This window comes from Pasteurella sp. P03HT (assembly GCF_054052285.1).
The window spans coordinates 62,958-89,245 of record NZ_JBSIUM010000004.1 but is presented as its reverse complement, the minus strand read 5'-3'; the positions used below and the strand labels follow the sequence as shown (position 1 = coordinate 89,245).

General features: G+C 39.5%; 16 protein-coding genes. 9 read left to right on the top strand and 7 right to left on the bottom strand.

The genetic code is table 11. The features are described from left to right. Positions 1 to 64: 64 nt before the first annotated feature. Both ACWIT3_RS04660 and greA read right to left on the bottom strand, forming a co-directional pair. Positions 65 to 7,954, bottom strand: coding sequence for a YadA-like family protein (locus ACWIT3_RS04660; RefSeq protein WP_457161637.1), 7,890 nt, complete (start codon positions 7,952 to 7,954; stop codon positions 65 to 67). 448 nt (positions 7,955 to 8,402) lie between these two features. After that, complete coding sequence (gene greA / locus ACWIT3_RS04655; RefSeq protein ID WP_457161636.1) at positions 8,403 to 8,879, bottom strand: transcription elongation factor GreA; 477 nt, start codon at positions 8,877 to 8,879, stop codon at positions 8,403 to 8,405. Between the two features lie 168 nt (positions 8,880 to 9,047). On the opposite strand from greA, the gene dacB reads away from it, so the two are divergent. The 7 genes from dacB (at position 9,048) to yfaE (ending at position 17,456) form a co-directional block, all read left to right on the top strand. Beyond that, positions 9,048 to 10,511 carry a serine-type D-Ala-D-Ala carboxypeptidase gene (gene dacB, locus ACWIT3_RS04650; protein WP_457161635.1) on the top strand — a complete coding sequence of 488 codons (1,464 nt, stop codon included), beginning with the start codon at positions 9,048 to 9,050 and terminating at the stop codon, positions 10,509 to 10,511. 2 nt (positions 10,512 to 10,513) lie between these two features. Next, complete coding sequence (locus ACWIT3_RS04645; RefSeq protein WP_457161634.1) at positions 10,514 to 11,302, top strand: MOSC domain-containing protein; 789 nt, start codon at positions 10,514 to 10,516, stop codon at positions 11,300 to 11,302. A 298-nt stretch (positions 11,303 to 11,600) separates the two neighbouring features. After that, complete coding sequence (gene nrdA / locus ACWIT3_RS04640) at positions 11,601 to 13,871, top strand: class 1a ribonucleoside-diphosphate reductase subunit alpha (RefSeq protein ID WP_457161633.1); 2,271 nt, start codon at positions 11,601 to 11,603, stop codon at positions 13,869 to 13,871. A gap of 310 nt (positions 13,872 to 14,181) precedes the next feature. Next, the gene (locus tag ACWIT3_RS04635; RefSeq protein ID WP_457161632.1) at positions 14,182 to 15,693 is read left to right on the top strand and encodes a sodium-dependent transporter; all 1,512 of its coding nucleotides are present in this window, start codon (positions 14,182 to 14,184) and stop codon (positions 15,691 to 15,693) included. Further along, the gene (locus ACWIT3_RS04630; RefSeq protein ID WP_457161631.1) at positions 15,690 to 15,782 is read left to right on the top strand and encodes a methionine/alanine import family NSS transporter small subunit; all 93 of its coding nucleotides are present in this window, start codon (positions 15,690 to 15,692) and stop codon (positions 15,780 to 15,782) included. Before ACWIT3_RS04635 ends, ACWIT3_RS04630 begins: the two co-directional genes overlap by 4 nt. A gap of 212 nt (positions 15,783 to 15,994) precedes the next feature. Further along, on the top strand, positions 15,995 to 17,125 hold the full coding sequence (gene nrdB / locus ACWIT3_RS04625) for a class Ia ribonucleoside-diphosphate reductase subunit beta (protein WP_046338566.1): 1,131 nt from the start codon (positions 15,995 to 15,997) through the stop codon (positions 17,123 to 17,125). 82 nt (positions 17,126 to 17,207) lie between these two features. Then, on the top strand, positions 17,208 to 17,456 hold the full coding sequence (yfaE, locus tag ACWIT3_RS04620) for a class I ribonucleotide reductase maintenance protein YfaE (RefSeq protein WP_457161630.1): 249 nt from the start codon (positions 17,208 to 17,210) through the stop codon (positions 17,454 to 17,456). Position 17,457: 1 nt separating this feature from the next. Here yfaE and ACWIT3_RS04615 read toward each other — a convergent pair whose 3' ends face one another. The 3 genes from ACWIT3_RS04615 to ttrB are packed head-to-tail and all read right to left on the bottom strand — an operon-like array spanning position 17,458 to position 22,323. Then, positions 17,458 to 20,547: a molybdopterin-dependent oxidoreductase gene (locus tag ACWIT3_RS04615; RefSeq protein WP_457161629.1), complete on the bottom strand. Its 3,090-nt coding sequence runs from the start codon at positions 20,545 to 20,547 to the stop codon at positions 17,458 to 17,460. Next, the gene (gene nrfD / locus ACWIT3_RS04610) at positions 20,540 to 21,589 is read right to left on the bottom strand and encodes an NrfD/PsrC family molybdoenzyme membrane anchor subunit (protein WP_457161628.1); all 1,050 of its coding nucleotides are present in this window, start codon (positions 21,587 to 21,589) and stop codon (positions 20,540 to 20,542) included. Before nrfD ends, ACWIT3_RS04615 begins: the two co-directional genes overlap by 8 nt. Next, on the bottom strand, positions 21,586 to 22,323 hold the full coding sequence (ttrB, locus tag ACWIT3_RS04605) for a tetrathionate reductase subunit TtrB (RefSeq protein ID WP_457161627.1): 738 nt from the start codon (positions 22,321 to 22,323) through the stop codon (positions 21,586 to 21,588). The genes nrfD and ttrB overlap by 4 nt, the downstream gene beginning before the upstream one ends. Before the next feature lie 148 nt (positions 22,324 to 22,471). Between ttrB and ACWIT3_RS04600 the strand changes: the two genes are divergently transcribed. Continuing rightward, positions 22,472 to 24,190, top strand: coding sequence for a sensor histidine kinase (locus tag ACWIT3_RS04600; protein WP_457161626.1), 1,719 nt, complete (start codon positions 22,472 to 22,474; stop codon positions 24,188 to 24,190). Beyond that, the gene (locus ACWIT3_RS04595) at positions 24,184 to 24,762 is read left to right on the top strand and encodes a response regulator (RefSeq protein ID WP_457161625.1); all 579 of its coding nucleotides are present in this window, start codon (positions 24,184 to 24,186) and stop codon (positions 24,760 to 24,762) included. Before ACWIT3_RS04600 ends, ACWIT3_RS04595 begins: the two co-directional genes overlap by 7 nt. 58 nt (positions 24,763 to 24,820) lie before the next feature. On the opposite strand, the gene dapB is transcribed toward ACWIT3_RS04595, so the two are convergent. Together dapB and ACWIT3_RS04585 are read right to left on the bottom strand one after the other, a co-directional pair. Next, positions 24,821 to 25,633 carry a 4-hydroxy-tetrahydrodipicolinate reductase gene (gene dapB / locus ACWIT3_RS04590; RefSeq protein ID WP_457161624.1) on the bottom strand — a complete coding sequence of 271 codons (813 nt, stop codon included), beginning with the start codon at positions 25,631 to 25,633 and terminating at the stop codon, positions 24,821 to 24,823. A 22-nt stretch (positions 25,634 to 25,655) separates the two neighbouring features. Then, positions 25,656 to 26,282: a homoserine/threonine efflux transporter gene (locus ACWIT3_RS04585; protein WP_457161623.1), complete on the bottom strand. Its 627-nt coding sequence runs from the start codon at positions 26,280 to 26,282 to the stop codon at positions 25,656 to 25,658. Positions 26,283 to 26,288: the final 6 nt, after the last annotated feature.

Sequence of the window (26,288 nt, the reverse complement as noted above, 5' to 3'; positions counted from 1 at the left end):
TTAGCCAAAAAAGAAAGGGTATTGACGAATCAATACCCTTTTTCATTATACCCTTAAGGCAGAATTACCATTGGTAACCGATACTACCACCGAGGTTCACATCACCACGGGTGTTCACACCACCACCAAGTTTAATTGAGATCTTGTTATTATCAGAGTTTCTTGCGTAACCTACTGCTACAGCTGATTCACTCTTATAATGACCCACACCTAATGACACGATGCTTTTACCAGCTTCATTTGGACGTTGTAAGAAGGCAACTGCTGTTGCTCCAGCTACACCCGCACGAAGATCTTTGTCAACTTTGTTGAGCTGATTACCCAGTTTGTTAATTGCCATCGTGTTGTTGTTCACTTGTTGTTGAACACGATACAACTGGCTACCATTTACGGCTTGTTTACTTGTTGCGCTTACTTGACCATCAGCTACACCGTCAACTACGTTGTTACCCATGTTAATTGTCGCGCCTTTTTCAACCAGGAATTTTTCCTTAACCGTTACGCCTTTCACATTGATGTTATCATTCAGTTTCACACGAATCGTGCTACCTGCCACCGCTGTTGTGATATTGTCATCACCTTTAATCTCAACTTTTGAGCCGAGTTTGGCGTTATGATCCGTACCACTATCAGCACCAAAGACTAAACCATCGTTCATGGTAGCAAGTTGTTCTTCTTTGCCATCTGGTTTTTTATAGACAATACGTGTTTTGCTATTGCCATCTTTACCATCATTTTCAAACAAGCCTTTCTCGCCGTCTTTTACACTGATTGTCGCATTGGCATTTTTGCCATCTGCACCCGCTGGACCCGTTAGCCCGATTGTACCGATACCATCTTTACCGCTGATAGCGACCGCATCTTTACCATCTTTACCGACGATACTGATACCATCTTTACCATCTGCACCATCTTTCGCGCTAATGACAACCGCACCTTCTGCTGGTACACCATCTTTACCTTTCTCACCAACAACAACCGCTTCTTTCACATTAATGTTGTCAGATAAACCAAAGGTGACATTGTGTTTGTCGTCTTTAGCTGTTTTGGTCAGAACGATGTTACCATCCGTATTGTTTAAATCCACAATATGTTTTGGTTTCACATTCGATGAATCTTCACCATTTGCAGTTAAATGCCAGCCTGCTTCAGCGATCTCTTTCACAACATGTAATTGACCACCATTTACAGCATCTTTGCTAGAAGGTGAAATATCGCCATCAGCAACATTTGTCACTTTCTTACCACCTGCATTGATACCCTCAGCCGTGATGTTAATGTCACCTACTTTAACAGAGTTGAAATCCACATCATTTTCTGTTGCGACAGTATAGGTTGTACTACCATCTGCATTCGTTGTAGGTGTGACAGTAATGTTTTTACCTTGTGCGACTTTAGTCGTTGCTTTTGCAATACCTTTTTCTAACTGGCTGACATTGACAGCATCACTTGCATCCGTACCATCTTTGACATTGGTAATACGACCATCTTGATTGAAGGTGACACCTGGGTTACCTTCTTTATTCTTGATGGTTAAGCCCGTTGTGTTTCCATCTTTATCTGTCACTGCAGCAAGAGACATTCCATCTTTACCATCTTTCTCGAATTTAATCGCAACATCTTGATCGTCTTTACCATTGAGGACTAGACCAGAGAACGTTGGACGCTCTTTCATCACGATTTCTAAACCTGTCCCTGCAGCGTTGCTTTTCACCCCTACATTGCCAGAAGACACTTTTGTATTATCTGCAACCGTTGTAGCATCTAGTCCACCTTTAATATCTAATGTTTCATTCAGCTTGCGGATCACTTCTTTACCATCGTTACCCACAAACTTCATGCCATCATTTAAGGTAGCAACTTCTTCCTCGATAGGTTTACCATCTTTGTCTTTGATCGGATTACCCTCTTTGTCTTTTAAGGTATAGACAATACGTGTTTTGGTTGTACCGTCCGCACCGTTTGTACCATCAACGCCGGCTTTGCCGTCTTTCACGCTAATATCGGTTGATACTGATTTTCCATCAACACCTTTCGGACCAGTTAAACCAATTGAACCATCTTTACCGTTTAGGACAACGCTTGCACCATCTTTACCTGCTACACCAAGCTTACCGTCCACCCCATCAGCTCCAGCTTTACCTAATGAGATTTCATCCGCGAGGCTGACTTCTAATGCTTTACCACCAGTCACATCAATAACTTTCGTATTGATATTTTTATCGCCAGTAATTTGCGCAGTAGTGCCTAAATCTTGTTTCAACTCAACGCCAGCTTTATCTTTCAAGCCAAAGCCACCGTTTGCTGCAGAAGTAATATCAGTAATCGCATTTTTTAAATCACCAACATTCACACCATTTTTCAGTACATCGCCGTCTGCTTCTTTTAACTTAACTGTATTACCCTTATTGTCTTTTAGACCTGTGTCTACATTAACAATTTGGTTACCACCGTTATCTAAACCGTTTTCGGTTACTTTAACTGTTTTATCACCTTGCGTGATAGTTAAGCCATCTTTATTAATGACCGCACCATCTTTTGGATCGCCTGCAGGATTACCAAATGTTGCACTGTCCAATCCTGCTAAGGCTTTGGCTAACGCGATAGTAATGGTATTACCATTGATTTGTGTCATAATATTTTGACCCATATCAAAGTTCGCCCACGTAACATTTGTTGCCGCCCCTTTCACATCAACACGTGTGTTAAGTTTGGCATCATGTACCTCACCATCATTCGCACCGAATTTTAAGCCATCGTTTAGGGTCGCTAGCTCTTCAGTAACTTTACCTGTTGGAGTAGTAATCTCATAAGTAATACGTGTTTTCTTATTTTGATTTGGTGTATTCGGATCATCAGATGTTTCTGCTAAACCAGCTGCACCTTCTGCAACTTTGATTTTCGCTGTTGGTGCATTGGTACCTGCTTGTGCTGGCTCACCTGTTAACGAAATAGCACCTTCACCACCATCAACAACAACACGATCCACACCTTTATTATCTTTCAAAGTAACTTTACCCGCTTCACCCGCAGTTGCCGCACCTTCAGGAGCTTTGCCTAACGTCAATTGATTCGCTAAGCTCACTTCAAGGGCTTTTGCACCATTTTGACCATCGACAACTTTAGTATTGACATTCGCGTCACCTGTAATTTGGGCTGTTTCACCAAGGTTTTGTTTAAAAATATTACCTGCTTTATCTTTTAAACCAAATCCACCCGTGGTATTTGGTGTGCCTTGATCATCATTACCCTTAAAGATATTTCTTAAATCATTAACGTTGACGCCATTTGTGCCCACGGCATTAGCAAGATCCGTTGCAGTACCATCATCTTTTGTTAAACCGCTCGCCACATTTTTAATTTGGTTACCACCGTTATCTAAACCCGCTTGTGTTAGCTTAACGGTTTTATCCCCTTCAGTGATAGTTAAACCATCTTTATCAATCACCGCTATATCTTTAGGATTAGCCGCAGTATCGCCAAATGTTGCGCTAGTTAAACCTGATAGAGCTTTGGCTAATGCGACTGTAATAGTGCTACCGTTGATTTGTGTCATGATATTATGACCCGCATCAAAACTATCCCAGGTTTTGTTCGCCTCAGCGCCTTTTACATCAACTTGAGTATTTAACTTCGCTTTCAGCGTATCGCCTGTATTCGCACCAAATCTTAAACCATCATTTAATGTGGCGACTTCTTCAACACTCGCTACACCAGGAGTATTATAAGTAATACGCGTTTTCATCTTAGTCAGATCATTGCCAGCAGGCTCATTTTCTACATCAGCCTTACCTCTTTGAACTTTAATTTCTGCAGTTACTGCATCGGCTCCTGGTGCAGCACCTGGTACAGTTGGATCAGGTTTATCACTTGTTAAAGTCAATGAACCTTTAGCACCATCAAGCACCGCGCGATCTGTCCCTTTGTCATCTTTCAATGTCAATTTACCAGCCTCGCCAGCTACTGTGCCTTTTGGTTCTGTGCCTAATGTAATGTTATTTGCTAAGCTAATTTCTAAAGAATCTGCTTTATCTGCATTATCTTTTAAAATCTTAGTGTTAACATTTTTATCACCAACTACTTTAATCGTTTCGCCGATAGGTCTCTTGATATTCTCACCTGATTCAGCCTCTAACCCAAAACCAGCTGCTTTAAGATCATTTAACTGTTTAACATTAACCGCATCGTTATCTGCTTGACCTTCAGCTACATTGATAATTTTGTTATTACCATTGTTTAAGCCAGTTTCAGTTAAGCTTACTGTTGAAGTGCCATTAGTAATCGTCATACCATCTTTATTGATGACAGTCTTATCACCATCTGCACCAAACGTTGCTTCAGTTAAATTCGTTAGGTTCTTAGCCAGTCTAACTTCCATTGAATTATCGTCAGTAACAATAACACCAATATTCTTATCTGTTTTAGCCGTCAATTTATTAGTATCTGTCTCACCACCAGTAATATCAATCGCTTGATTAGAACTACGAGAGACGACATTAACATCTGTAGCTGGTTTACCATCTTGGTTTGTTAATGTAGAGTTATCACCCGCAAAACGTAATGGGCGTGTTAAGGCAAATAATTGGCTACCGTTAATTGCATCAGTACTATGCTCAGTTACTAAACCTGCCGCTACATTTTGTACACGACGTTCTTTACCTTCTGCACCAACTGTTACTACACCAACAGGCTGCGAACCCGCGAAGGTATAACCTGATTTATTTAAATTATCTGCCATATTAGAATATGCAGTCATTCCAATTGTAGAATTTCCATTAGTATAAGCGGACTCTTTACCTAAATAGACAGAATTACCAAGTGTAGCGTTAACATTATTACCTAATACAAAAAAGTCAGAACCCGCTGTATTTAATGTATTATTTGCACCAATAACTGATGAATTTGTTAAAATAAACTCTTCTGTTGAATCTGGATTAGATAGTTGTGCTACTTTATTATTGTGACCATAAACAAACAAGCCACTTAAATCTTTAGCCAATTTTTTATCACTACTGATTTTATTGTCATAACCTGTAACATAAATATCTTTTAAGTCATTAGCTGGAGAAGCTGGTGGTGTTCCAGGAACGTGTGCTTTCTCTTCAATAGCACCAATCAAGTTTTTATTACCTACAACACGCGCATTGTCTTTGGCTTTAATCGCATTACTATTACCAAAAATACCACTTTCATTCGCCGTAACTGTACTGTTCGTATTCCCTACGGAGTAAGTGCCTTCACCTTCTACGATAGTTTTATGTACATCTGCTTCAGCACCTGCATAACCAATACTGCCAGAATTTTTTCCCTTAACGTTTTGATTTGTACCAAAAGCAATAGAGTTTTCACCACCTGCGTAAGCTTTAGTACCAATTGCATTCGAAGCAGCTGCATCTGAGAATGCTTCGCTACCAAAAGCATTCCCCGTCAATGAGTTGGCAACAGCTCGATCACCAATTGCGTTAGCTTTCTGTGCTGAAGATGTTGCTCGATAACCAATAGCAATTGCACGATCTACATTACCTTTTTGGATATCTTGATTAGAGGCAGATGCTAAACTACCAATCGCAAGAGAATTATTACCTTCCGTATTAGCCCCAGCACCAATAGCTAAACCATATTTATATGGTTGATTTGCTACTGTTGCATTGGTTGCACTACTTCTTGCTTTGCCATCATCTAATGCATCACTTCCTTCATAGAAAGTTCCAATTGCTATTGAACCAACTCCATGTGCACTCGCCTTATTACCAATAGCGACACTACGTTCCTCTCTAGCAATCACACCTTGTCCAATTGCCATAGAGAGTTTTCCTACAGCACCATCATTATCATAATTAGATGGTTTTTCAGTTAAATCTTTATCATTAACGCTAAAATAGTGTATTTTATCTTGGCTAAGAAGATCTTGTACTTGTGCTAAATTCACTGCATCAGTAGCAACTTTTGCTTTTGCTACATTAGAAATACGAGTGTTATCTTTTAATACAATTTTATTTTTAGCATCATCATCTGGATCTGGAGTCCAAGTTGCATACTTAATTTCAGATGCTGTTGTAGCATGATTTAAATTATTAAATTGTGCTTGTAATTTAGTTGTAACATCATCCGAAACTCGTTTTAACTGAGCTACCGTTACTGCATCTTGATCAGCAGAACCATCTGCAACATTAGTTAATCTGCGTAAAATATGTTGAGTAGAGTTTCCTTCTTGTGAACCTACTGAAACAATTAAAGTTGACTTTTGACCTGTCATATAACCTGTTGCTTCTGGCATTGTTCTAGCAAGAGAATTAGCACCTAAAGCAACATTATTTGCTCCAGCAATTGCATTTGCACCTATAGCAACTGCTAAATCACCTTCTGCTTTGGATGCATAACCAAATGCAGCCGCTTTTTCACCTGTAGCTTTTGTATCATAACCGAATGCAGATGAATCTGAAGCAGTCATAGATTGTGAGCCAACAGCTGTCGCTCGTTGAATAGGTGTCGCTGTTTTGTAGTTATTAGCACCATTACCAATAGAAACGTTTTCTCCTACTGTCTCCGTTGAGTTAGCTAAATTAGTACCTGCATAAATACCTAAAGCTACGTTCGCTTTACCAACAACGCCCATACCTGCTTCTGTACCAATACCAATATTGTATTGTCCTTTTACTCCCGCACCAGCACTTTCACCAATATTGATATGTGAATGTTTTGTACCATCCTTATCTGACTCTTGACCTTTACCTGCATTTAAACCAATCGAAATAGTTTTATTAGGTAAAGCCTGGGCTGTTTCACCAATTGCAATACTTTGCGAACTTAATGCTTCACTATCTTTACCAATCGCAATAGTCGATGCAGTATGTGCTTTTGAATTAGTGCCAAAAGCAAGAGAAGACTCTCCTTTTGCAATGGCCATATTACCAAATGCGATTGCTTTTTCTGCGAAAGTTTCTGCTGTATCACCTAGCGCAATCGAGGAATTAGCACCATTATTCGCTCTCGCCGATTTACCAAAGGCAATAGAGTTATTACTTGCAATAGTTTGTGCACTCGTACCTATCGCAATATTATTTTGAGAAATTTCAGTTTTGGCATCTTTATTAGAAGTTAAAGCATTTTTACCAAGTGCAATACTTGCTTTACCTCTACTGATAGCGGTATCACCAATAGCAACAGAGCTTTCACCATCGCCTTGACCGATAACGTAGGAAGATGCACCATCATAAACCACATCTCCACTCTGTCTAGAACCAACACGCGCATCATTACCGATAGCAATACCTTTATCTGCTGTTTTTACCGCGTATGAACTATGACCCATTGCAATTGCTTTATCTGCATTAACTATAGCAGCATTGCCTACTGCTACGGCGCTCTCTTTTGAAGAAACAGCATTAGGACCAATTGCAATCGCATCCTCACCTGTTGCTGAGGCATCGGTTTTGGTTGATTTAGCTTTAAAGTATTTAATACCAGTATACTCACCGCCTGGGACTAGACCTAATTGTGCGACTAAATCACTCAAAGCTTTTAAATCTGTACTATTCGCTTTAGTATTAACCGTATTCTCTAATGTCTTTAAAGCTGCTTGATCTGCTTTACCTGCTACCGCGGTATTAACTTGTTCCTGAGTTGCTACTTCCTTACCATTAACTGTTAACGAATTTGCAACCACTGCGCCATTAAACGTAGCTTGACCAGTAAAAGTAGATGTTCCAGTAACTTTTAAATTATCAGCAGTAACATCCTGCGCCATAACTTGAGTAGGTAAGAATGTCATAAGCGATGCCAGCGCAAGTGCACTGACTTTGAATGTAGCTGGAAGGCTAGCACTCACTTGAGATTGTTGGCTAGAAGGTATAACGCTAACTGACTTTACTTTACCTTTCGAAGTTGCTAACTCCGATACAGCAATAAAAGTATTTGTTACATGACTCCATATAACTCGATAGACCTTATTCATAGATGCCCCTTTAGGTAGAAAAATAGTATAGGTAGATAGTCGATTTAAAGTGACAACTACTAGTCAAAACATTAAATCAGTCGGATACAAATTAACCACTAGGAATTTGTACGATTCTAAATCACTTACTATTGGAACATTTATTATTAGGCAAGTAAATTGATCGGATGTTATGCAAAACCAGAATATCTAATAACCAATTGAAATATAAAGAAAAAGCACAATGTAAAGTTGAGTAATATCCGATATCACTAAAACTTACACAAAAAACATAATTTACATTTCTCCATTTTATTATTGTTTATCAATGAGTTATCAAATTTACATTGCAAAAAGAGAGAAATAAATGGTAATAAAAAAAGCGTGATTTTCATCACAAAAATCACGCTTTTTTATCTTTTTTACTTAGCAAAAACAAAGACTAAATCAAGAACATTTTTCTTGTTTATTAATTATACTCTACTTCAACAATTTCGAATTCTACTTTTCCGCCAGGTGTCTGAATAGCTACTACATCATCAACTTCTTTTCCAACCAAACCTCTTGCGATTGGTGAATTAACCGAGATTAATCCTTCTTTGATATTAGCTTCATCATCTCCTACAATTTGATAACGTACTTCTTCTTCTGTATCAACATTAAATAAGATCACCGTTGCCCCAAAAATCACTTTGCCATTATTAGGAATTTTTGTGACATCAATAATCTGGCTATTGGATAATTTTGCCTCAATTTCTTGAATGCGACCTTCACAGAATCCTTGTTGTTCACGTGCTGCGTGATATTCTGCATTTTCTTTGAGATCACCATGTTCACGCGCTTCAGCAATGGCTTTAATAATTTCTGGGCGACGCGTATTCTTCAAAAAATCAAGTTCTTGCCTTAATTGCTCAGCACCACGTACCGTCATTGGAATGTGTTTCATAATCTGTTTTTCTTCCTTTTAGATAAAAACAAAACCACAACATTGTTATTCACGATGCTGCAGTTTAATTAAAAATGATTGATTACGAGAAAAGGATTGATTTACTCTCGAAGATTCAAATACTATTATTGTTCGTCTACACAAAAATAGCAACTACTCGAGTCAATTATGTATAAAATATCCCAATTTTCAACCGCACTTTTTCCTCACGCTGTCAAAAAATCACTTTTTCTCTTGGGATTATTTTTTACACCGCCTCTGACCGCACAAGTAGATGTCGCCCAGATCGCACCTTACTTACCTGAAGGAGCGAACCTAGGGTTTATTGCCAAAAACCTAACACAAAATCAAGTGATTGCAGAATACAATAGTCGGGCGTTTATGTTGCCTGCTAGCACACAAAAAGTGTTTACGGCGTTGGCGGCTAAATTAACTCTGCCAGAACAATTTCAATTTGAGACCAGTTTATTCACAAACGGCAAGATACAAGACGGAACCTTAAATGGTGATTTAATTATTCGTTTTACTGGTGATCCAGATTTAACCAGTGGTCAACTTTATCATTTATTATCCCAATTAAAAAAACATAACATTCGTCAAATTAAAGGAGACTTAATTTTAGACACTTCCGTTTTCACTAGTCATGATCGCGGGTTAGGTTGGATTTGGAATGATCTTACGATGTGCTTTAATGCACCGCCTGCTGCGGTCAACATTGATAATAACTGTTTTTACGCCGAATTAGATGCGAATTACCCTGTCGGAGAAGAAGCAAAAATTACAATCCCCGCACAATATCCCGTGCAAGTCTTTGGTCAAGTTTATATTGCAAGCCCCAAAGAAGCGGCTTATTGCCAATTAGATGCCATGGCGTTAGATAACAACCGTTATCAACTTAAAGGCTGTTTATCCCATCAAAATAAGCCTTTTGGTCTCAGTTTTGCGATTCAAGATCCGAATGCATATGCAGCCGCTATCATTCAACGCAACTTAACACGTTTAGGGATTGCATTTAATGGGAAAGTGAAGCAGCCGTATCAGCAACAAAAAGGGCAATTGCTGGCACAACACTTATCTAAACCGCTACCTGATTTACTGAAAAAAATGATGAAAAAATCAGACAATCAAATTGCAGATGCCTTATTTAGAACGATTGCTTACCACCATTATAAACGACCTGCATCTTTCCCATTAGCGAGCCAAGCGATGCGTCAAATTTTATACTCAAAAGCAGGGATCAAATTTGGTCATAGTGTGATTGCTGATGGTTCAGGCCTCTCACGTCATAATTTGATTTCAGTACATACCCTATTACAAGCACTCGATTATATTGCGAAACATGAATCGGAATTAAAATTAATGGAGACTTTTCCTATCGCAGGGGTGGATGGTACATTGATGGGACGAGGATCGTTAATTCACGCCCCTCTTGTCAAAAACTTGACGGCAAAAACAGGCGCATTAAAAGGGGTGTATAACTTAGCGGGCTTTATCACAAATAAAAAAGGCGAAACCGTTGCGTTTGTACAGTTTATCAATGGCTATTCCACGGGTGACTTTGAGCAAAAAACTAAACGCGCTCCTCTAGTCAAATTTGAAAGTCATATTTATAACGCGCTTTATCAGGATTAATCATGCAACTACAGCAACTGTACCTCTATCCGATCAAATCCACACAAGCTTACGGAGTATCGCAGGCTGTCGTACAGCCCCAAGGATTACATTTTGATCGTGAATTTATGTTAACTGAACAAGATGGCACATTTATTACCGCGAGAAAGGATCACGCGTTATATCATTTAACTGCCCTCCCTCTTCCTCAAGGGCTTTTTGTTCAGCACAAGCTGGGGGAAAAACTGATCGTTCATTATCGTGACTTTACACAACAAATAAGTTGTGAAGTTTGGGGTTCTCATTTTCTTTCCTGGGTAGCTAATGACAACATTAATCAGTGGTTCAGCCATAAACTTGGGCGAGCAGTACAGTTACGTTGGCTCGGTGAACACGTTCAACGTCGGATCAAAAAATTCCCTGATATCCCTGTATCATTTGCTGATGGTTACCCTATTTTATTAACAACATCCCGATCGCTAGATGCGCTACAAGCTCACTGTCCTCGTCCAATTGATATGCGACAATTTCGTCCAAATTTCGTTATTGATGGCGAGTCCCCTTTCGTAGAACAACAATGGAAAAAAATTCAAATCGGCGAACTCACCTTTCTAAATGCCAAGCCGTGTGAACGCTGTGTATTGACGACTCGTCACCTTGAACACAACATCATGGATCCACATATGGAGCCGTTTCGGACGTTGAAAAAAATTAATCGCAGTGCTGAAGGTCAGCCCCTATTTGGCATTAATCTTATTCCATTGAAGACGGGGATTATTCGTTGCGGCGATCCCGTTCAGGTACTTGAATAATCAAGAATAGCCCGTTCAAATGACACCTCTTTTCATTCGAATTGTGCCAAAATTGACCGCACTTTTAAGGAACAAAACACTCCTTTAGATTAAAATTTGATCTACTGCACAAATTTTGATAATTCAATTTTTATGCTTTTTGAAATTTTACTTATTTATAAATAAGTTATTCCATGTCAACAATTCTAATGAAAAATTTACTACTTGAATTTTGTTCATCAGCCCATTATCTTGTACCCAACTTTTCACAACACAACTAGATATTGTGTTTTCATACATTAAAGAACAGGTCTGCAACATGAACAAATCATTGATGGTCACGAAACGTGACGGGCATCTCGAACCCATTGATCTTGATAAAATCCACCGTGTTATTACTTGGGCAGCAGAAGGACTAGATAATGTTTCTGTTTCACAAGTGGAGCTCCGTTCACATATCCAGTTTTATGAAGGGATTCGTACCTCTGATATTCATGAAACGATCATCAAAGCTGCGGCTGACTTAATTAGCAAAGAAAGTCCAGACTACCAATATTTAGCTGCACGTTTAGCGGTTTTTCATTTGCGCAAAAAAGCGTATGGTCATTTTGATCCACCACGTCTTTATGATCACGTTAAAAAATTAGTCCGCATGGGAAAATACGATCCTGCCTTACTCACTGATTATACTCGTGAAGAATGGGATGAGATGGACAGTTTCCTTGACCATTGGCGTGACATGACCTTTTCTTATGCGGCAGTGAAACAATTAGAAGGTAAATATTTAGTTCAAAATCGCGTGACGGGTGAAATTTATGAATCCGCACAATTCCTCTATCTCTTAGTTGCTGCCAGTTTATTTTCAAAGTATCCTTCTGAAACTCGATTGGATTATATTCGTCGTTTTTATGATGCGACCTCGACTTTCAAAATTTCGTTGCCTACGCCAATTATGGCAGGCGTACGTACCCCAACACGTCAATTCAGTTCCTGTGTATTAATTGAATGTGATGACAGTCTTGACTCAATTAATGCAACAGCCTCTGCGATCGTGAAATATGTCTCACAACGTGCAGGTATTGGGGTCAATGCTGGCGCCATTCGAGCTTTAGGCAGTCCAATCCGTGGAGGAGAAGCCTTCCATACAGGCTGTATTCCGTTCTATAAATATTTCCAAACGGCTGTGAAATCTTGTTCACAAGGTGGGGTACGCGGTGGCGCAGCGACAGTTTACTACCCCATTTGGCATTTAGAAGTAGAAAGCTTATTAGTATTAAAAAATAACCGTGGTGTTGAAGACAACCGTGTACGTCATATGGACTACGGGGTACAATTAAATAAACTCATGTATCAACGTCTGATCAAAGGTGGTGACATTACGTTATTTAGTCCATCTGATGTTCCTGGGTTATATGAAGCCTTTTTCGCAGATCAAGAAAAATTTGAACAACTTTACTTACAATACGAACACGATCCGAATGTACGTAAACGCGCTGTAAAAGCGGTAGAGCTGTTCTCTTTATTAATGCAAGAGCGTGCCTCAACGGGTCGAATTTATATCCAAAACGTTGACCACTGTAATACGCATTCGCCGTTTGATCCGAAAGTTGCGCCTGTTCGTCAATCTAACTTATGTTTAGAAATTGCGCTGCCTACTAAACCATTACAACATTTCCATGATGAAAATGGTGAAATTGCGCTCTGTACGTTATCCGCATTCAACCTAGGTAAACTGGATAATTTAGACGAATTGGAGGGGCTATCTGATTTAGCCGTACGTGCTTTAGATGCGTTGCTTGACTATCAAGACTATCCTGTTATTGCAGCGAAGAAAAGTTCACTTTCTCGTCGTTCATTAGGTATTGGGGTCATCAATTATGCATACTATTTAGCCAAAAATGGTGTGCGTTATTCTGATGGCAGTGCAAATGACTTAACTCATCGTACGTTTGAAGCTATTCAATATTATTTATTAAAAGCGTCAATGAACTTAGCCAAAGAGTTAGGTGCCTGTGAGTATTTTCATGAAACGACGTATTCACAAGGTATCTTGCCTATTGATACCTATAAAAAAGACATTGATATGTTAACTAAAGAGCCATTGCATTATGATTGGGAAACCTTACGCAAAGACATTCAAGAATTTGGCTTACGTAACTCAACATTAACGGCGTTGATGCCTTCAGAAACGTCATCACAAATCTCTAATGCAACAAATGGTATTGAACCACCACGTGGTCATGTCAGTGTAAAAGCCTCAAAAGACGGTATCTTAAAACAAGTTGTACCAGAATATGAAACTCTCGGTGATAATTATGAATTGTTATGGGACTTACCCGATAACAATGGCTATCTCCATTTAGTTGGGATCATGCAAAAATTCGTTGATCAATCAATTTCTGCGAATACTAACTACGATCCACAACGTTTTGAGGACGGTAAAGTGCCAATGAAACGTTTATTAGGCGATTTATTGACTGCCTATAAATACGGTTTAAAAACACTGTATTACCAAAATACCCGTGACGGTGCCGATGACGGTCAAGAAGATATTGATGACGGCTGCTCAGGCGGAGCATGTAAAATCTAAACGGCTCATACACCAATCTAAGCAACTGAAAGTGCGCTTCTTTTTTAAAAGAAGCGCATTTTTTTTGACATATTTTTGCTAGCTTTTTGTTCTTTTTTCGTCATCAAAATCTAGTTGTTAAATTTGTTAATTCCATCTTTTTAGAATGAAAATCTAAACATAAGCAAAAATGCAATATATTCCACTAGTAATTAAAAATTTCTTCTACAAAAGAAAGCATTTATGCCTATTGACTCAACCTAATATTTCATTATATTTCTAAATCCTAACATTTTTTTAACTAAAACAAACAAAAACAAAGGTTGCTATCATGACAACATCATCTCAAAGCCGCGAAACGTTCTCTGGACGTAAGGCGTTTATTTTTGCAGCAATTGGGTCTGCCGTTGGATTGGGAAATATTTGGCGTTTCCCTTATGTGACTTATGAAAATGGCGGTGGAGCATTTATCATTCCTTATTTAGTTGCACTTTTAACCGCGGGAATTCCACTTTTATTCTTAGATTATGCGATCGGTCACAAATATCGCGCTTCTCCACCACTTGCTTTCCGTAAACTCAATAAAAATTTTGAGACGTTTGGCTGGTGGCAAGTGATGATCAACGTGATCATCGGCATTTACTATGCTGTGATTTTAGGTTGGGCGGCATCTTATACGTTCTTCTCCTTAAATAGTGCTTGGGGAGCTGATCCTGCAAGTTTCTTCTTTAAAGATTATTTGCAGATGGCAGAAGGTGTGTCAGTCGGGCTTGACTTTGTCGGCAGTATTACGGGTCCATTGATTGCAGTGTGGTTGTTCATCCTTGTTATCTTGGCATTAGGTGTACAAAAAGGGATTGGTAAATCATCCGCATTCTTTATGCCATTATTGACAGTGATGTTCGTCATTCTTGTCATCACTGCTCTTTTCTTACCCGGTGCGAGCAAAGGTTTAGATGCGTTATTCACACCAGATTGGTCTAAATTATTAGAGCCTACTGTTTGGGTTGCCGCCTACGGACAAATTTTCTTCTCATTATCAATTTGCTTTGGGATTATGATCACCTACTCCTCTTATTTGAAAAAGCAAAGTGATTTAACAGGCTCAGGACTTGTGGTGGGTTTTGCAAACAGCAGTTTCGAACTCCTCGCAGGCATTGGGGTATTCGCTGCGCTTGGTTTTATGGCAGCCGCTGGCGGAAAAGAAGTGAGCGAAGTCGCAACATCGGGTATTGGTTTAGCGTTCATCGCATTTCCAGCTATCATTGACCAAGCCCCATTCGGCGCAGTCATTGGTGTATTATTCTTTGGTTCGCTATTATTCGCAGGTATAACTTCTTTGATGTCAATCTTAGAAGTTATTATTGCGGCAGTACAAGATAAACTCAGATTACGTCGTTCTATTGCCACGGCAGCAGTGTGTACCCCTATGGCATTTATTTCTATCTTATTGTTTGGTACCACTACTGGATTACCTGTACTTGATGTCCTCGATAAATTCGTCAATAGCTTCGGTATTGTGGCAGTAGGTTTAATGGTAATTTACGCAGTCTTGATTAATGAATCGTTATCAGGTTTAGCCGCCCATATCAATGAAACCTCTTCTTTCAAAGTGGGGATTGTATGGCGTGTGCTTATTGGTACTGTCACCTCAACCGTATTAGTGTATATGTTATTTACTGAAATCAATAAAGTCGCAACTGAAGGATACGGTGGCTATCCAGATTGGTTCGTCAACACATTCGGTTGGGGAATGGCCATTGGTTTAGGTGTGATTGCATATTTATTATCACGTTTACCTTGGAAACACTTAAATGATTCAACAAAAGGAGAGAAACAATGAGTATTAGCGCAATTATTATGATGGTCGTTGCTTTGGCTATCATCTGGGGCGGTTTAATTATCTCCGTTACCCGCTTACCAAAAGAATAACAGGCTCTCCTCTCACATCAGCACCAACTTAGGTGCTGATGTTTTATGGCAAGATGGTCGTTTCATTTCTTGTTCAAATTGTTCAATAAATGAGAAATATTGTCATTTCTCTAGCTTAAATTTTGTGACTTGGGTAAAATACAAGATAACGATTTATACCTTAAAAGTGCGGTTCATTTCTCCGTACTTTTCATTACTGGAGAATATCAATCATGGCTTACACAACGTTTTCGCAAAATAAAAATGATCAATTAAAAGAACCCATGTTTTTTGGTCAAAATGTTAATGTGGCACGTTATGACCAACAAAAATATGAAACGTTTGAAAAATTAATTGAAAAACAATTGTCATTTTTCTGGCGTCCAGAAGAAGTTGATGTGTCACAAGATCGGATTGATTATCAAGCCTTACCTGAACATGAGAAGCATATTTTCATCAGTAACTTAAAATACCAAACCTTGTTAGATTCGATTCAAGGTCGTAGTCCAAATGTGGCGTTATTACCCCTCGTCTCTATCCCAGAATTAGAAACATGGATTGAAACTTGGACTTTCTCTGAAACTATTCACTCACGCTCTTATACACATATTATTCGCAATATTGTGAACGATCCTTCTGTGATTTTTGATGATATTGTGACAAACGAAGAAATTATCAAACGTGCAAAAGACATTTCATGTTATTACGATGATCTAATCCGTGATACTCAACTGTACACGCTGTATGGCGAGGGCACTTATACCGTAGATGGACAGGAATGTAAGGTGACATTACGTAACCTAAAACGCCAACTTTACTTGTGTTTAATGAGTGTAAATGCCCTTGAAGCGATTCGCTTCTATGTATCGTTTGCTTGTTCTTTCGCGTTTGCAGAGCGTAAGTTAATGGAAGGTAATGCGAAAATTATCAAATTTATTGCGCGTGATGAGGCGTTGCACTTAACAGGAACTCAGCACATTCTTAATATTATGGCATCAGGTCAAGATGATCCTGAAATGGCAGAAATTGTTGAAGAATGCAAACAAGAAGCCTATGAATTATTTGTTGCTGCGGCAGAACAAGAAAAAGAATGGGCAGATTACTTGTTTAAAGATGGCTCAATGATTGGGCTAAACCGTGATATTTTAGTGCAATATGTAGAATATATTACGAATATCCGTATGCAAGCTGTCGGTTTGCCTCTTCCTTTCCAAGCTCGCTCCAACCCAATTCCTTGGATCAATGCGTGGTTAGTGTCAGACAACGTACAAGTTGCCCCACAAGAAGTGGAGGTTAGTTCATATCTCGTTGGTCAAATTGACTCTAAAGTGGATACAAAAGATTTTGGTGATTTTGATCTTTAATCTTACCGCTAAAACAGACCGCACTTTTACTTAGTCTAAAAGTGCGGTTATTTTTTCTCATATTTTATCATTTAGCTCGGATATGAAGATTCACCTCATTCATCGTCAGATAACCCTAGAACATCATAATCACACATCGTTGCTTACGCATTTAGAAAACCAAGGGATTTTTCACGAATATCAATGCCGTTCAGGCTATTGTGGTTCATGTCGCGTCAAAATAAGAAAAGGCAAGGTTTCCTATAAAGAACCGCCCCTTGCCTTTATTCAACCTGATGAAATTTTACTATGCTGTTGTCAGGTTGAAGAAGATTTAGAAATTGAGATGTAATTTATGCCACTTTCTGCAATTTGGCTGGAATCCCTTGTCTAACTGCTGAACCACATACCCAATCTAACCAAGGTGAAACAATTTCTTTCGTAGTATCTAACAACCCTAAATCATTGATGTTCACACCTCGTTTAATTTGTTCATTACCTTGGATTTCTTTGCCATCAATGACATAGCTCACCGCACCAAGTTGTTTATGTCCATACCCATGTTCAATGGCAATGGTACCTTTGATCACCCCATCCATCACTACAATTTGCACATGTTGTTGACCACCAGGCGTCATTAATGTAACCAGATCACCATGCTTAAAGCCTTGTTCTGTCGCATCCTGTTGATTCATCGCCACTAAGCCATCGGGTTTAATGCTGTGCAAACGTAATAATGGCGCGGTAATACTACTCATTAAATTAGATTTAAATGACATCAGCTTAAACGGCCATTCTTTCGTTGGATAATGACTCTCAACAGTAGACGTATCGGCGAACTGTGGCTCAAAATATTTTGGACAACCATGATAGTGTTTACCCGTCTGAGCATGTTTTGCTTTTGCTACAGTTTCGTTCCAAATTTGCAAGCAGTTTTTCCAACGTGCTTGCATATTGTCTTCTTGCCATGCACTTTTATAAGGTGCAAAGCGTCCGCCTTTACAATACACATTCGCAACCTTTAACACTTCTTCTGGTTTTAAGGTTTGCTCGAGCGTTGGCATTAAACGTTGTACCCCTGTTAATAGCAGATCTTCTGCCGTCGCATCCTTCACAGGTTCTTTCCCATCATATGCAATGTTTGCCGCGGCTCGTAAGAAATAATCTTCTGTACGGTGTAATGGGTAAGTATTTTGTTGTTTATCCATGATCGCATTGTCACCAAACCCTGGAAGGTTCATAGCTTTAGCAATCGCAATAATGAAGTTTTCCATACAAATCACTTCACCATTTGCCATACGTGCATTCTGAGATTGAATCACAGGCCAACGCGCTGTCGTGGTTTTGGTTGGGACGCCCGCCCAAGGTGTACTGAATCCCCAGCTCTCAAAATTATGCGTATCGGGGACAATATAATCGGCTAATGCGGTGGTTTCATTCATAAACGCATCGACAGCAATAAATAAAGGAAGCATTTTCGGATCACGCAATTTTGTATCCGTGATGTGATGAATTCCTGTCATACCATAAATTGGATTGCTCATATGACTAATCCAGGCTTTCAGCGAATAAGGATAGCCTTGTAATGCCGAAGTAATCATTTCTGACATTTGCCCACCCACAAATGGATACCATGATGCGCGAGCTGGATAAGGTGAAACACCTTGTTCTACTTTACGTTTAAACTCACTGGATTTCTCATACGCTTTATTACTACGCGCCAAATTTGTGCCTTTTGGTTTCACCATATTCGGAAAATTCGCTAAGTCATAGCGTGGCCCTCCGCCAAAATCTTTGAATTTTCCTCCAGCCATGCTCATACCACCTTTCTTATTCATATTCCCTACCATTGCGTTGAGTAAGAGAATCGACCACGCAGTATAGAAGCCAGTGCCATGCATCGTGCCACCATGAGTAATCGCCGAAGCACGATGTCCATGAGAAGTAAATTCTTTTGCTAATTGGCAAATCGTCTCCGTTGGGACACCACAATGTGCAGAATACTCCTCGATCGTGAGCTCAAAACAGGATTCTTTAAAGAGCTGCATCGCGGATTTTGCTAACACTTGTGTCCCATCTTTTAAGATCACCCAATCTTGCACAAAAATAACCGCACTTTCACAATCTTTCGCCGCGATAAACTCACCTGTCAATTGGTCTTTAACGATAATCTCGCTATCCACTGGCTTTTCAGGTACGGGCATCTCGACCATATCTTGTAAACGAAGTGCCTGACCATAACGTTTATGTGCGGGATCAGCAATAAATAAATGGGTCGCATTACAAAAACTTACCCCATTGGCTTTTTGCATTGCCTCTTCACTTGGTATGGATAAATACGCTGCGTTATAACGTTCATTTTCGATAATCCAACGTAACATCCCTAAAGATAAAGATAAGTCTGTTCCTGGAATAATCGGCACCCAACGATTCTGTTTTACGGCTCGACTATTGGTCAATTCTAAGCGTGGCGCAACAACAACATAGTCAAAGTTTTCCTCTGTCCGTTGTTTGGTTAATTGACGAGCTTGACGTTTGAATGGGTTTCCTGCTTGTGCGGGTGAAGTTCCCATAAACAGAATAAATTCTGCATGATCCCAGTCTGGTTTAGCGTGCGAGTTATTGACCAAATCATTCATGAAAGCACCTGAACCAGCACGATAAGACAAGCCACAAAATGAACCATGAGAAGCAAAATTAATCGTACCAAAACTGTTATTGGCAAAGCGTTTTAATAAGGGTTGACGTCCTTCTGGACCCGCAAATGTCACCATCAATTGATTCACTTTTGCACCGAAATCAAGGTTGTCTGCATCCACTGGCGTAGTCAAATCACGAATCGCTTTTAACCCATCCACATGCCCTTCTCCAAACAGATCACCACCATTCACGACTTCTTCAACGAGCTGTTCAAAGCTAATGGTTTTCCATTTTCCTTCTCCTCGTTTGCCAACCCGTTTTAATGGTTGAGTAATACGATAAGGGCTGTTAATTCCTTCTAAAAATGCCGCCCCCCTTGCACACGCAGTCGAACGATTATCTAACCCATTTTCTCCCGCGACACTGAGTTCGGCTTGTTGAATAGATTGGTTAAAATCAAGATGCACATCAGCAGAAAGAGGATGATAAGGATTACCATTGATTCGAATGACTTGATTTTTTTCTAAATCAACACGCGCACGTAAGCCACACAATGTCCAACATCCCATACACTGTGTATTACATACGACTTGTTTACCATTCGCAACTAATTGACCATTTTGAACCTGATATTCAGGTAATAAAGCATTGCCATGGAGTTTATCTGCTGTATGTTCACCCGAAGTGCCATCAATTAACCCCGTAGCAATTTCTTTCACTTTCGGTGAATAACCTGCAACAAAGGCTGTTGCTGTTCCTAAAGCGAGTCCACCTTTTAATAAATTACGTCGTTGGTTATTCATATTTTCCCCCAGTAACATCCATTTGAGATAATGCCGAACTAAATAAGTGCCATAATAAAATGCCAATGCAAACCCATAAACTGAATACCGATATCATGCCAATTGCCCCATCCACATGCCATGTTAATTGATACGGGTTCATGAGTGCATTGTATTTCGCAATACTCTGGACTTGAATCACTAAGATCCAACGTACTAATCCAGTAAAACATAAACCAATGCACAAGGCGATTGTATTCAAAACTTGAGATTGCGGTAAATAAATCAATATGCACAAGACGGCAACACAACCTAACGTTAATAACGGTAACGAGCTAAGTTGCCACAATTGCATCAGTTGCTCTGCTCTTTGTGCTGAGGAAAAATAGACACCCGCTAACACCGCGATAAACATCAGCAAGCTAAATAAAATCAGATGAGAAAACGCATACTGAGTAGACGTCGGATTAAAAAACTGAATAAAGAAACGACAAAGTAAGAACGCCGTCGGTAAAACGCTAAATAGAACTAGTGGCATGAGGCCATAGTGATGCCATAACGGACGTGCTTCGACCGCATACACTTCCATCGTAGTATAAATTAAAATCAATACTGACATCACCAAAGAAAAAAGGCGGAAAAACGTTGTCCAACGAGTAAGATTAAGTTCACCCCAATAAAGAAGATGGAACACTTTTGGTAGACTGGTTTGTGGCACCACTTGACGCAATAAACATAAGAAATATCCCACAACGGCGACGGTAAATAAAGGCAAGAAGATCGCTCCCCATGCCATCCAAGACCAGGGGGTTAAATTCAAATAGAAATTCACTATACGGCTTGGTTGGTGTAAATCCGCAGTTAACGCGATAGGTGCCACAATGGCGCAGCTGAGTGCTAATGTGATCGCAATAAATTCAGCACGTAAATTTTTCTCTTTTTGATTAATCCATAACCCCACAAACACAGAAGAAAACGATAAACCAATAAAAAAGAAGTAACTGACCGCCCAAGGTAACCATGCAATTGCTTGTGGCTCAACCACAATTTCACGAATCATCATAATGTTGCCTCCTTCGCTTGCCATAACATAGGTTGTCCTTGAACATGATCAACAAATGCCTCATCTAAGCCTAAATAAAAGACATGAGGAATCGTACCAGAATCAGGCTTTAAGACTTTCAATTCATCTTTATGTTCTGCCACCATCTTACTAATTGTGCTATTCGGATCTTTTAGATCACCAATAATCCGTGCACCCCCTACACAACTTTCAACACAAGCAGGCAACAACCCTACTTCAAGACGATGCGAACAAAAAGTACATTTATCCGCAGTTTTGGTTTCCTCATTGATAAAGCGAGCATCATAAGGACAGGCTTGGACACAATACGCACACCCAATGCAGCGTTCATTGTTGATGACAACAATCCCATCTTTACGTTGGTATGTTGCTTGTACAGGACAGACAGGGACACAAGGGGGGTTATCACAATGATTACATAGTCGTGGTAACAGCACATTATTCACAACATGATTTGAATCTGTAACTTCGTATTGACGAACTGTTGTTCTAAATTCACCAATTGGTGTCGCATTTTCGATACCACAACTGATTGTACAAGATTGGCATCCAATACAACGACGCAAATCCACCAACATAGCATAACGATGCGTTTCACTTCCCTCTCGTCGAGCTGGCTGAAATTGCGTTTCAGCTTGACTCAATGGAATAAACGCTTGCCCCACACTTAACACAGATAAATTTTTTAAGAAAATTCGCTTACTCATTTCCATAGTGGCGTTCCTTTTAGTTATTCTCATTAACCCAATTGAGTTATGACTTTTTTTAGCGTATTGTTAAAGAAGGTCAAATAAAAAACTATTGTGGTTTTCCACATAAAAAGTGAGTGAATTTGATTTCAATCAATAAAAAGGAAGAAATGTGAAAAAGTGCGCTCAATTCTTGAAAATATTCATTTTGCTCATTGGTTTACTGCCTTCTCTTGCCTTATCAGAGCAATGGAAAATTGGCATTTTGGCGCAACGTGGTGTGGCACATGCACATGCTAAATGGCAACCTTGGATTGATTGGTTAAATCGACAATTTGATCCACAGCATCAATTTACATTAGTCACATTAGACTTAAATGATCTGAGCGAAGAACAAGCACAAGGTGTTGATTTTGTGCTGACTAATCAAGCACAATTCTTTTATCTAAATAATACACAAGTCAGTTGGCTAGTCACACTTAGATCACCTCGACAAATTCAACATGCCTCAATGGGACGTATTGGTAGTGCTATTTTTGTTCGACAAGACAGCCCCTTTTACCAATTAACTGACTTAAAAAATAAAACATTTAGTGCGGTAGGAAATAACGCATTTGGTGGTTTTTTGCTCGGATACCATGTTTTATATCAACAAGGTTTAATTGAGAACAAAGATTTTCAATTAAAATACACTGGTTTTCCTGTTGATAATACCTTACTCCTCTTGCAAGAAAAAAAGGTCGATGCGGCCATTGTCCCCGCCTGTATTTTAGAAGACCTTGATCATGAAGGGGTCATCAAAAAAAACGATTTTCGCTTATTGGCTGGTAAACCTAACACATTAGGTTGTTTAGCCAGTACTGAATTATTGCCCAATTGGTCACTGGCAGCCTTACCACAAGTGCCCGTAGATTTAACCTCAAAATTAGTGACACTCTTGCTGAGTGAAATTCCGACACATTTACCACAGTGGACACCGCCGTACTCAACCACACAAGCAGACGGCATCTTACGTAACCTCTATAAACATCCTAAACAAGATTTATGGGATAGCACAACTTATTGGCTTCAACAATATCGTGGTTGGATTATCTTTATCGGCTTATTATTACTGTTAAATTACCTCTGGATTAGTTTCCAAATTCATCGCAAAAGCAAAGCGTTACAACAAGCATACCATGAAATGCGCCAATATGAACAACAACTGGCACAAGCTGATCGATTGAGTATTTTAGGTGAAATGAGTACTGGAATTGCCCATGAAATTAACCAACCGCTCTCTGCAATCCGTATGTATGTTGAAGGAGTAAAATATCAATTGAGCCAATCTCACTCGGATCCCAATACACTGGCAATTTTAGATAAGGTCTTAATTCAAGTAGATCGTAGTGCGGAAATTATCCGTAATTTAATGAATTGGGCAAAAGGGAAAACAGATGACAAAACTGAATGTACTGATTTAAATAAACTGTTACAACGTGTGATCAATTTTATGTCCTTACAGCGCCATAATCAGCCACTTATCCGTTTAATCTGCCCAACAACAATTAAACTTGAACTCAAAACAACGATTTTAGAACAAGTGATTGGTAATTGTTTATTGAACGCATCACAAGCGCATGCAAGTGAGATTGAAATTGAAGTCACAAAAGAAGAAAGTATGATTGCAATTCATATCAGAGACAATGGCTCAGGCTTCAAGCCGTCTGAATTAAAATTTCCTTTTGTACCCTTCCGAACCAGTAAAGCGAATGGTTTAGGATTAGGTCTAGTATTATGCCAACGTTTACTTCGTTCCATTGAAGGCGAAATTACGTTACAAAACCGCACAGACAAACAAGGTGCGGAAGTCATTTTGACATTGCCAAATAAAAAGGGGGAAACATGTTAATTCATCTTGTTGATGATGACTTAACAGTACTTGATGCAGCCTGTTTTTTGTTAAAACAAGCAGGATATGAAGTACAAACATGGTCAAATAGCCAAGAATTTGTTGATAATGTACCACTCTTTGAGCCGGGCATTGTGTTACTGGACATGAAAATGCCACTATTGGATGGTCATCAAGTCCATCAATTTCTCTGTCAACACCAAAGTACCTTAGCCGTAGTCATTATGACTGCACATGGTGATGTACCGATGGCGGTTCAAGAGTTTAAGCTCGGTGCGGTCGATTTTTTACAAAAACCTGTACAATTCAGTCAATTACAATCGGTCTTAAAACTGGCGGAAGAAAAAACACAAGCCCGTTATGAACGTTATAAAATTCAACGTTGTTACGCGCTATTAAGCAAAAAAGAATTAGATATTTTAGCATTATTACTTCAAGGCTATATTAATCGGCAAATTGCTGAAACCTTAAATATTTCAGTCAGAACGGTGGAAGTGCATCGCTCGCATATTATGGAAAAAATGCAGGCACAAACGATTGCAGAACTGATTTATAAAACTGCACAGCTATAACAGTGCACTCAATAAAAAAACCAGGCAGTGTAAACACTGCCTGGTGATGATTGTCTGATTATAGATTATTCAGATCTAAGACATCGGTCATATCAAATAATCCTCGCTCTTTTTGAGCCAACCATGTTGCTGCACGAACTGCGCCTTTGGCAAAGGTCATACGACTGGTTGCTTTGTGTGCAATTTCAACACGCTCACCGATATCCGCAAACCACACACTGTGTTCACCTACGACATCACTCGCCCGAATCGTTGCAAAACCAATTTCATCGCGTTTGCGTTCCCCCGTAATACCTTCGCGTGCAAAAACACCATGAGTTTTTAAATCACGTCCTAAAGTTTTAGCAATATGTTCGCCCATTGACAATGCTGTACCAGATGGCGCATCAACTTTATGGCGGTGGTGTGCTTCGATAATTTCGATATCACAGTAATCGCCCATCACTTTGGCAGCTTTTTCTAATAATTTGAACACTAAATTCACACCAACACTAAAATTTGAGGCAAAAACAATCGCCGTTTTCTCAGCCGCCTGCTGGATCTGACGTTTTCCTTCTTCATCTAACCCAGTGGTACCAATAACCATTTTCTTATGATGTGTAACACAAAACTGAAGATGTGTTAACGTCCCTTCAGGACGAGTAAAATCAATTAATAAATCAAATTGGTTTTGCTGACTTGCCAAATCGTCCGATACAATAACCCCCAGTGGACCAATCCCTGCTAACTCACCTGCATCCATCCCCACCAAAGTGGAACCTGGACGTTCAAATGCCGCCCCTAATTTAACACCCTCTGTCTCTGAAACCGCTTGAATGAGTTGACGCCCCATTCTTCCACCAGCACCAACTACTGCAATATTTAATGTCATGTTCACCTCAGCCTTATGTCTATCACTTCATTTCCATTACGCCACTATACACCAAATAAACGCCGAATAGCAGAAAAATCCCCCCAGCAACACGATCAATATAACGGCTATATCGACGATAAAACTGCTTCACTATCTGACGAGAAAAGAGCAAAGAAATCATATAAAAATAAAGAAAGGTTTCAACCACAATGATCACAAGTGCGATGAGCATTTGCCACGTTTCTGTTAAATTCACTAAGACAAGCGACATCACACTGGCAAAATAAATAATTGCCTTCGCATTCGACAGATTAATTAAGAGCCCTTTCATGATTTCTTTGTATATTGTCGTCTTTTGATGACGTTGTTGTTCTAAGCTTGGCTCAAACACCACGTTAGTACGGCTGTTTAACATCAACCTGCCCAAATAAGCTAAATACCCACCACCTAAACACATGATTACTCCATGCAAAATAGGCATTGTAGTAAATAACAGTGCAAGACCAAGTAGAGAGGCTAATGCCCAGAACAGCACACCTAACGTAATGCCAAACACGCCACAAATCGCATTACGTCGAGAATGACTGGCGGCTAAGCGACTCACATACAAGAAATCTGGACCAGGCGTAATTAAACCAAAGAAATGCACAATCATTAAATTCAGCATGATTTG

What these genes read in the sequence shown, in the direction of transcription:
- ACWIT3_RS04660 (WP_457161637.1), bottom strand. Translation starts at nt 7,954, where the DNA reads ATGAATAAGGTCTATCGAGTTATATGGAGTCATGTAACAAATACTTTT.
- greA (WP_457161636.1), bottom strand. Translation starts at nt 8,879, where the DNA reads ATGAAACACATTCCAATGACGGTACGTGGTGCTGAGCAATTAAGGCAA.
- dacB (WP_457161635.1), top strand. Translation starts at nt 9,048, where the DNA reads ATGTATAAAATATCCCAATTTTCAACCGCACTTTTTCCTCACGCTGTC.
- ACWIT3_RS04645 (WP_457161634.1), top strand. Translation starts at nt 10,514, where the DNA reads ATGCAACTACAGCAACTGTACCTCTATCCGATCAAATCCACACAAGCT.
- nrdA (WP_457161633.1), top strand. Translation starts at nt 11,601, where the DNA reads ATGAACAAATCATTGATGGTCACGAAACGTGACGGGCATCTCGAACCC.
- ACWIT3_RS04635 (WP_457161632.1), top strand. Translation starts at nt 14,182, where the DNA reads ATGACAACATCATCTCAAAGCCGCGAAACGTTCTCTGGACGTAAGGCG.
- ACWIT3_RS04630 (WP_457161631.1), top strand. Translation starts at nt 15,690, where the DNA reads ATGAGTATTAGCGCAATTATTATGATGGTCGTTGCTTTGGCTATCATC.
- nrdB (WP_046338566.1), top strand. Translation starts at nt 15,995, where the DNA reads ATGGCTTACACAACGTTTTCGCAAAATAAAAATGATCAATTAAAAGAA.
- yfaE (WP_457161630.1), top strand. Translation starts at nt 17,208, where the DNA reads ATGAAGATTCACCTCATTCATCGTCAGATAACCCTAGAACATCATAAT.
- ACWIT3_RS04615 (WP_457161629.1), bottom strand. Translation starts at nt 20,547, where the DNA reads ATGAATAACCAACGACGTAATTTATTAAAAGGTGGACTCGCTTTAGGA.
- nrfD (WP_457161628.1), bottom strand. Translation starts at nt 21,589, where the DNA reads ATGATGATTCGTGAAATTGTGGTTGAGCCACAAGCAATTGCATGGTTA.
- ttrB (WP_457161627.1), bottom strand. Translation starts at nt 22,323, where the DNA reads ATGGAAATGAGTAAGCGAATTTTCTTAAAAAATTTATCTGTGTTAAGT.
- ACWIT3_RS04595 (WP_457161625.1), top strand. Translation starts at nt 24,184, where the DNA reads ATGTTAATTCATCTTGTTGATGATGACTTAACAGTACTTGATGCAGCC.
- dapB (WP_457161624.1), bottom strand. Translation starts at nt 25,633, where the DNA reads ATGACATTAAATATTGCAGTAGTTGGTGCTGGTGGAAGAATGGGGCGT.
- ACWIT3_RS04585 (WP_457161623.1), bottom strand. Translation starts at nt 26,282, where the DNA reads ATGCTGAATTTAATGATTGTGCATTTCTTTGGTTTAATTACGCCTGGT.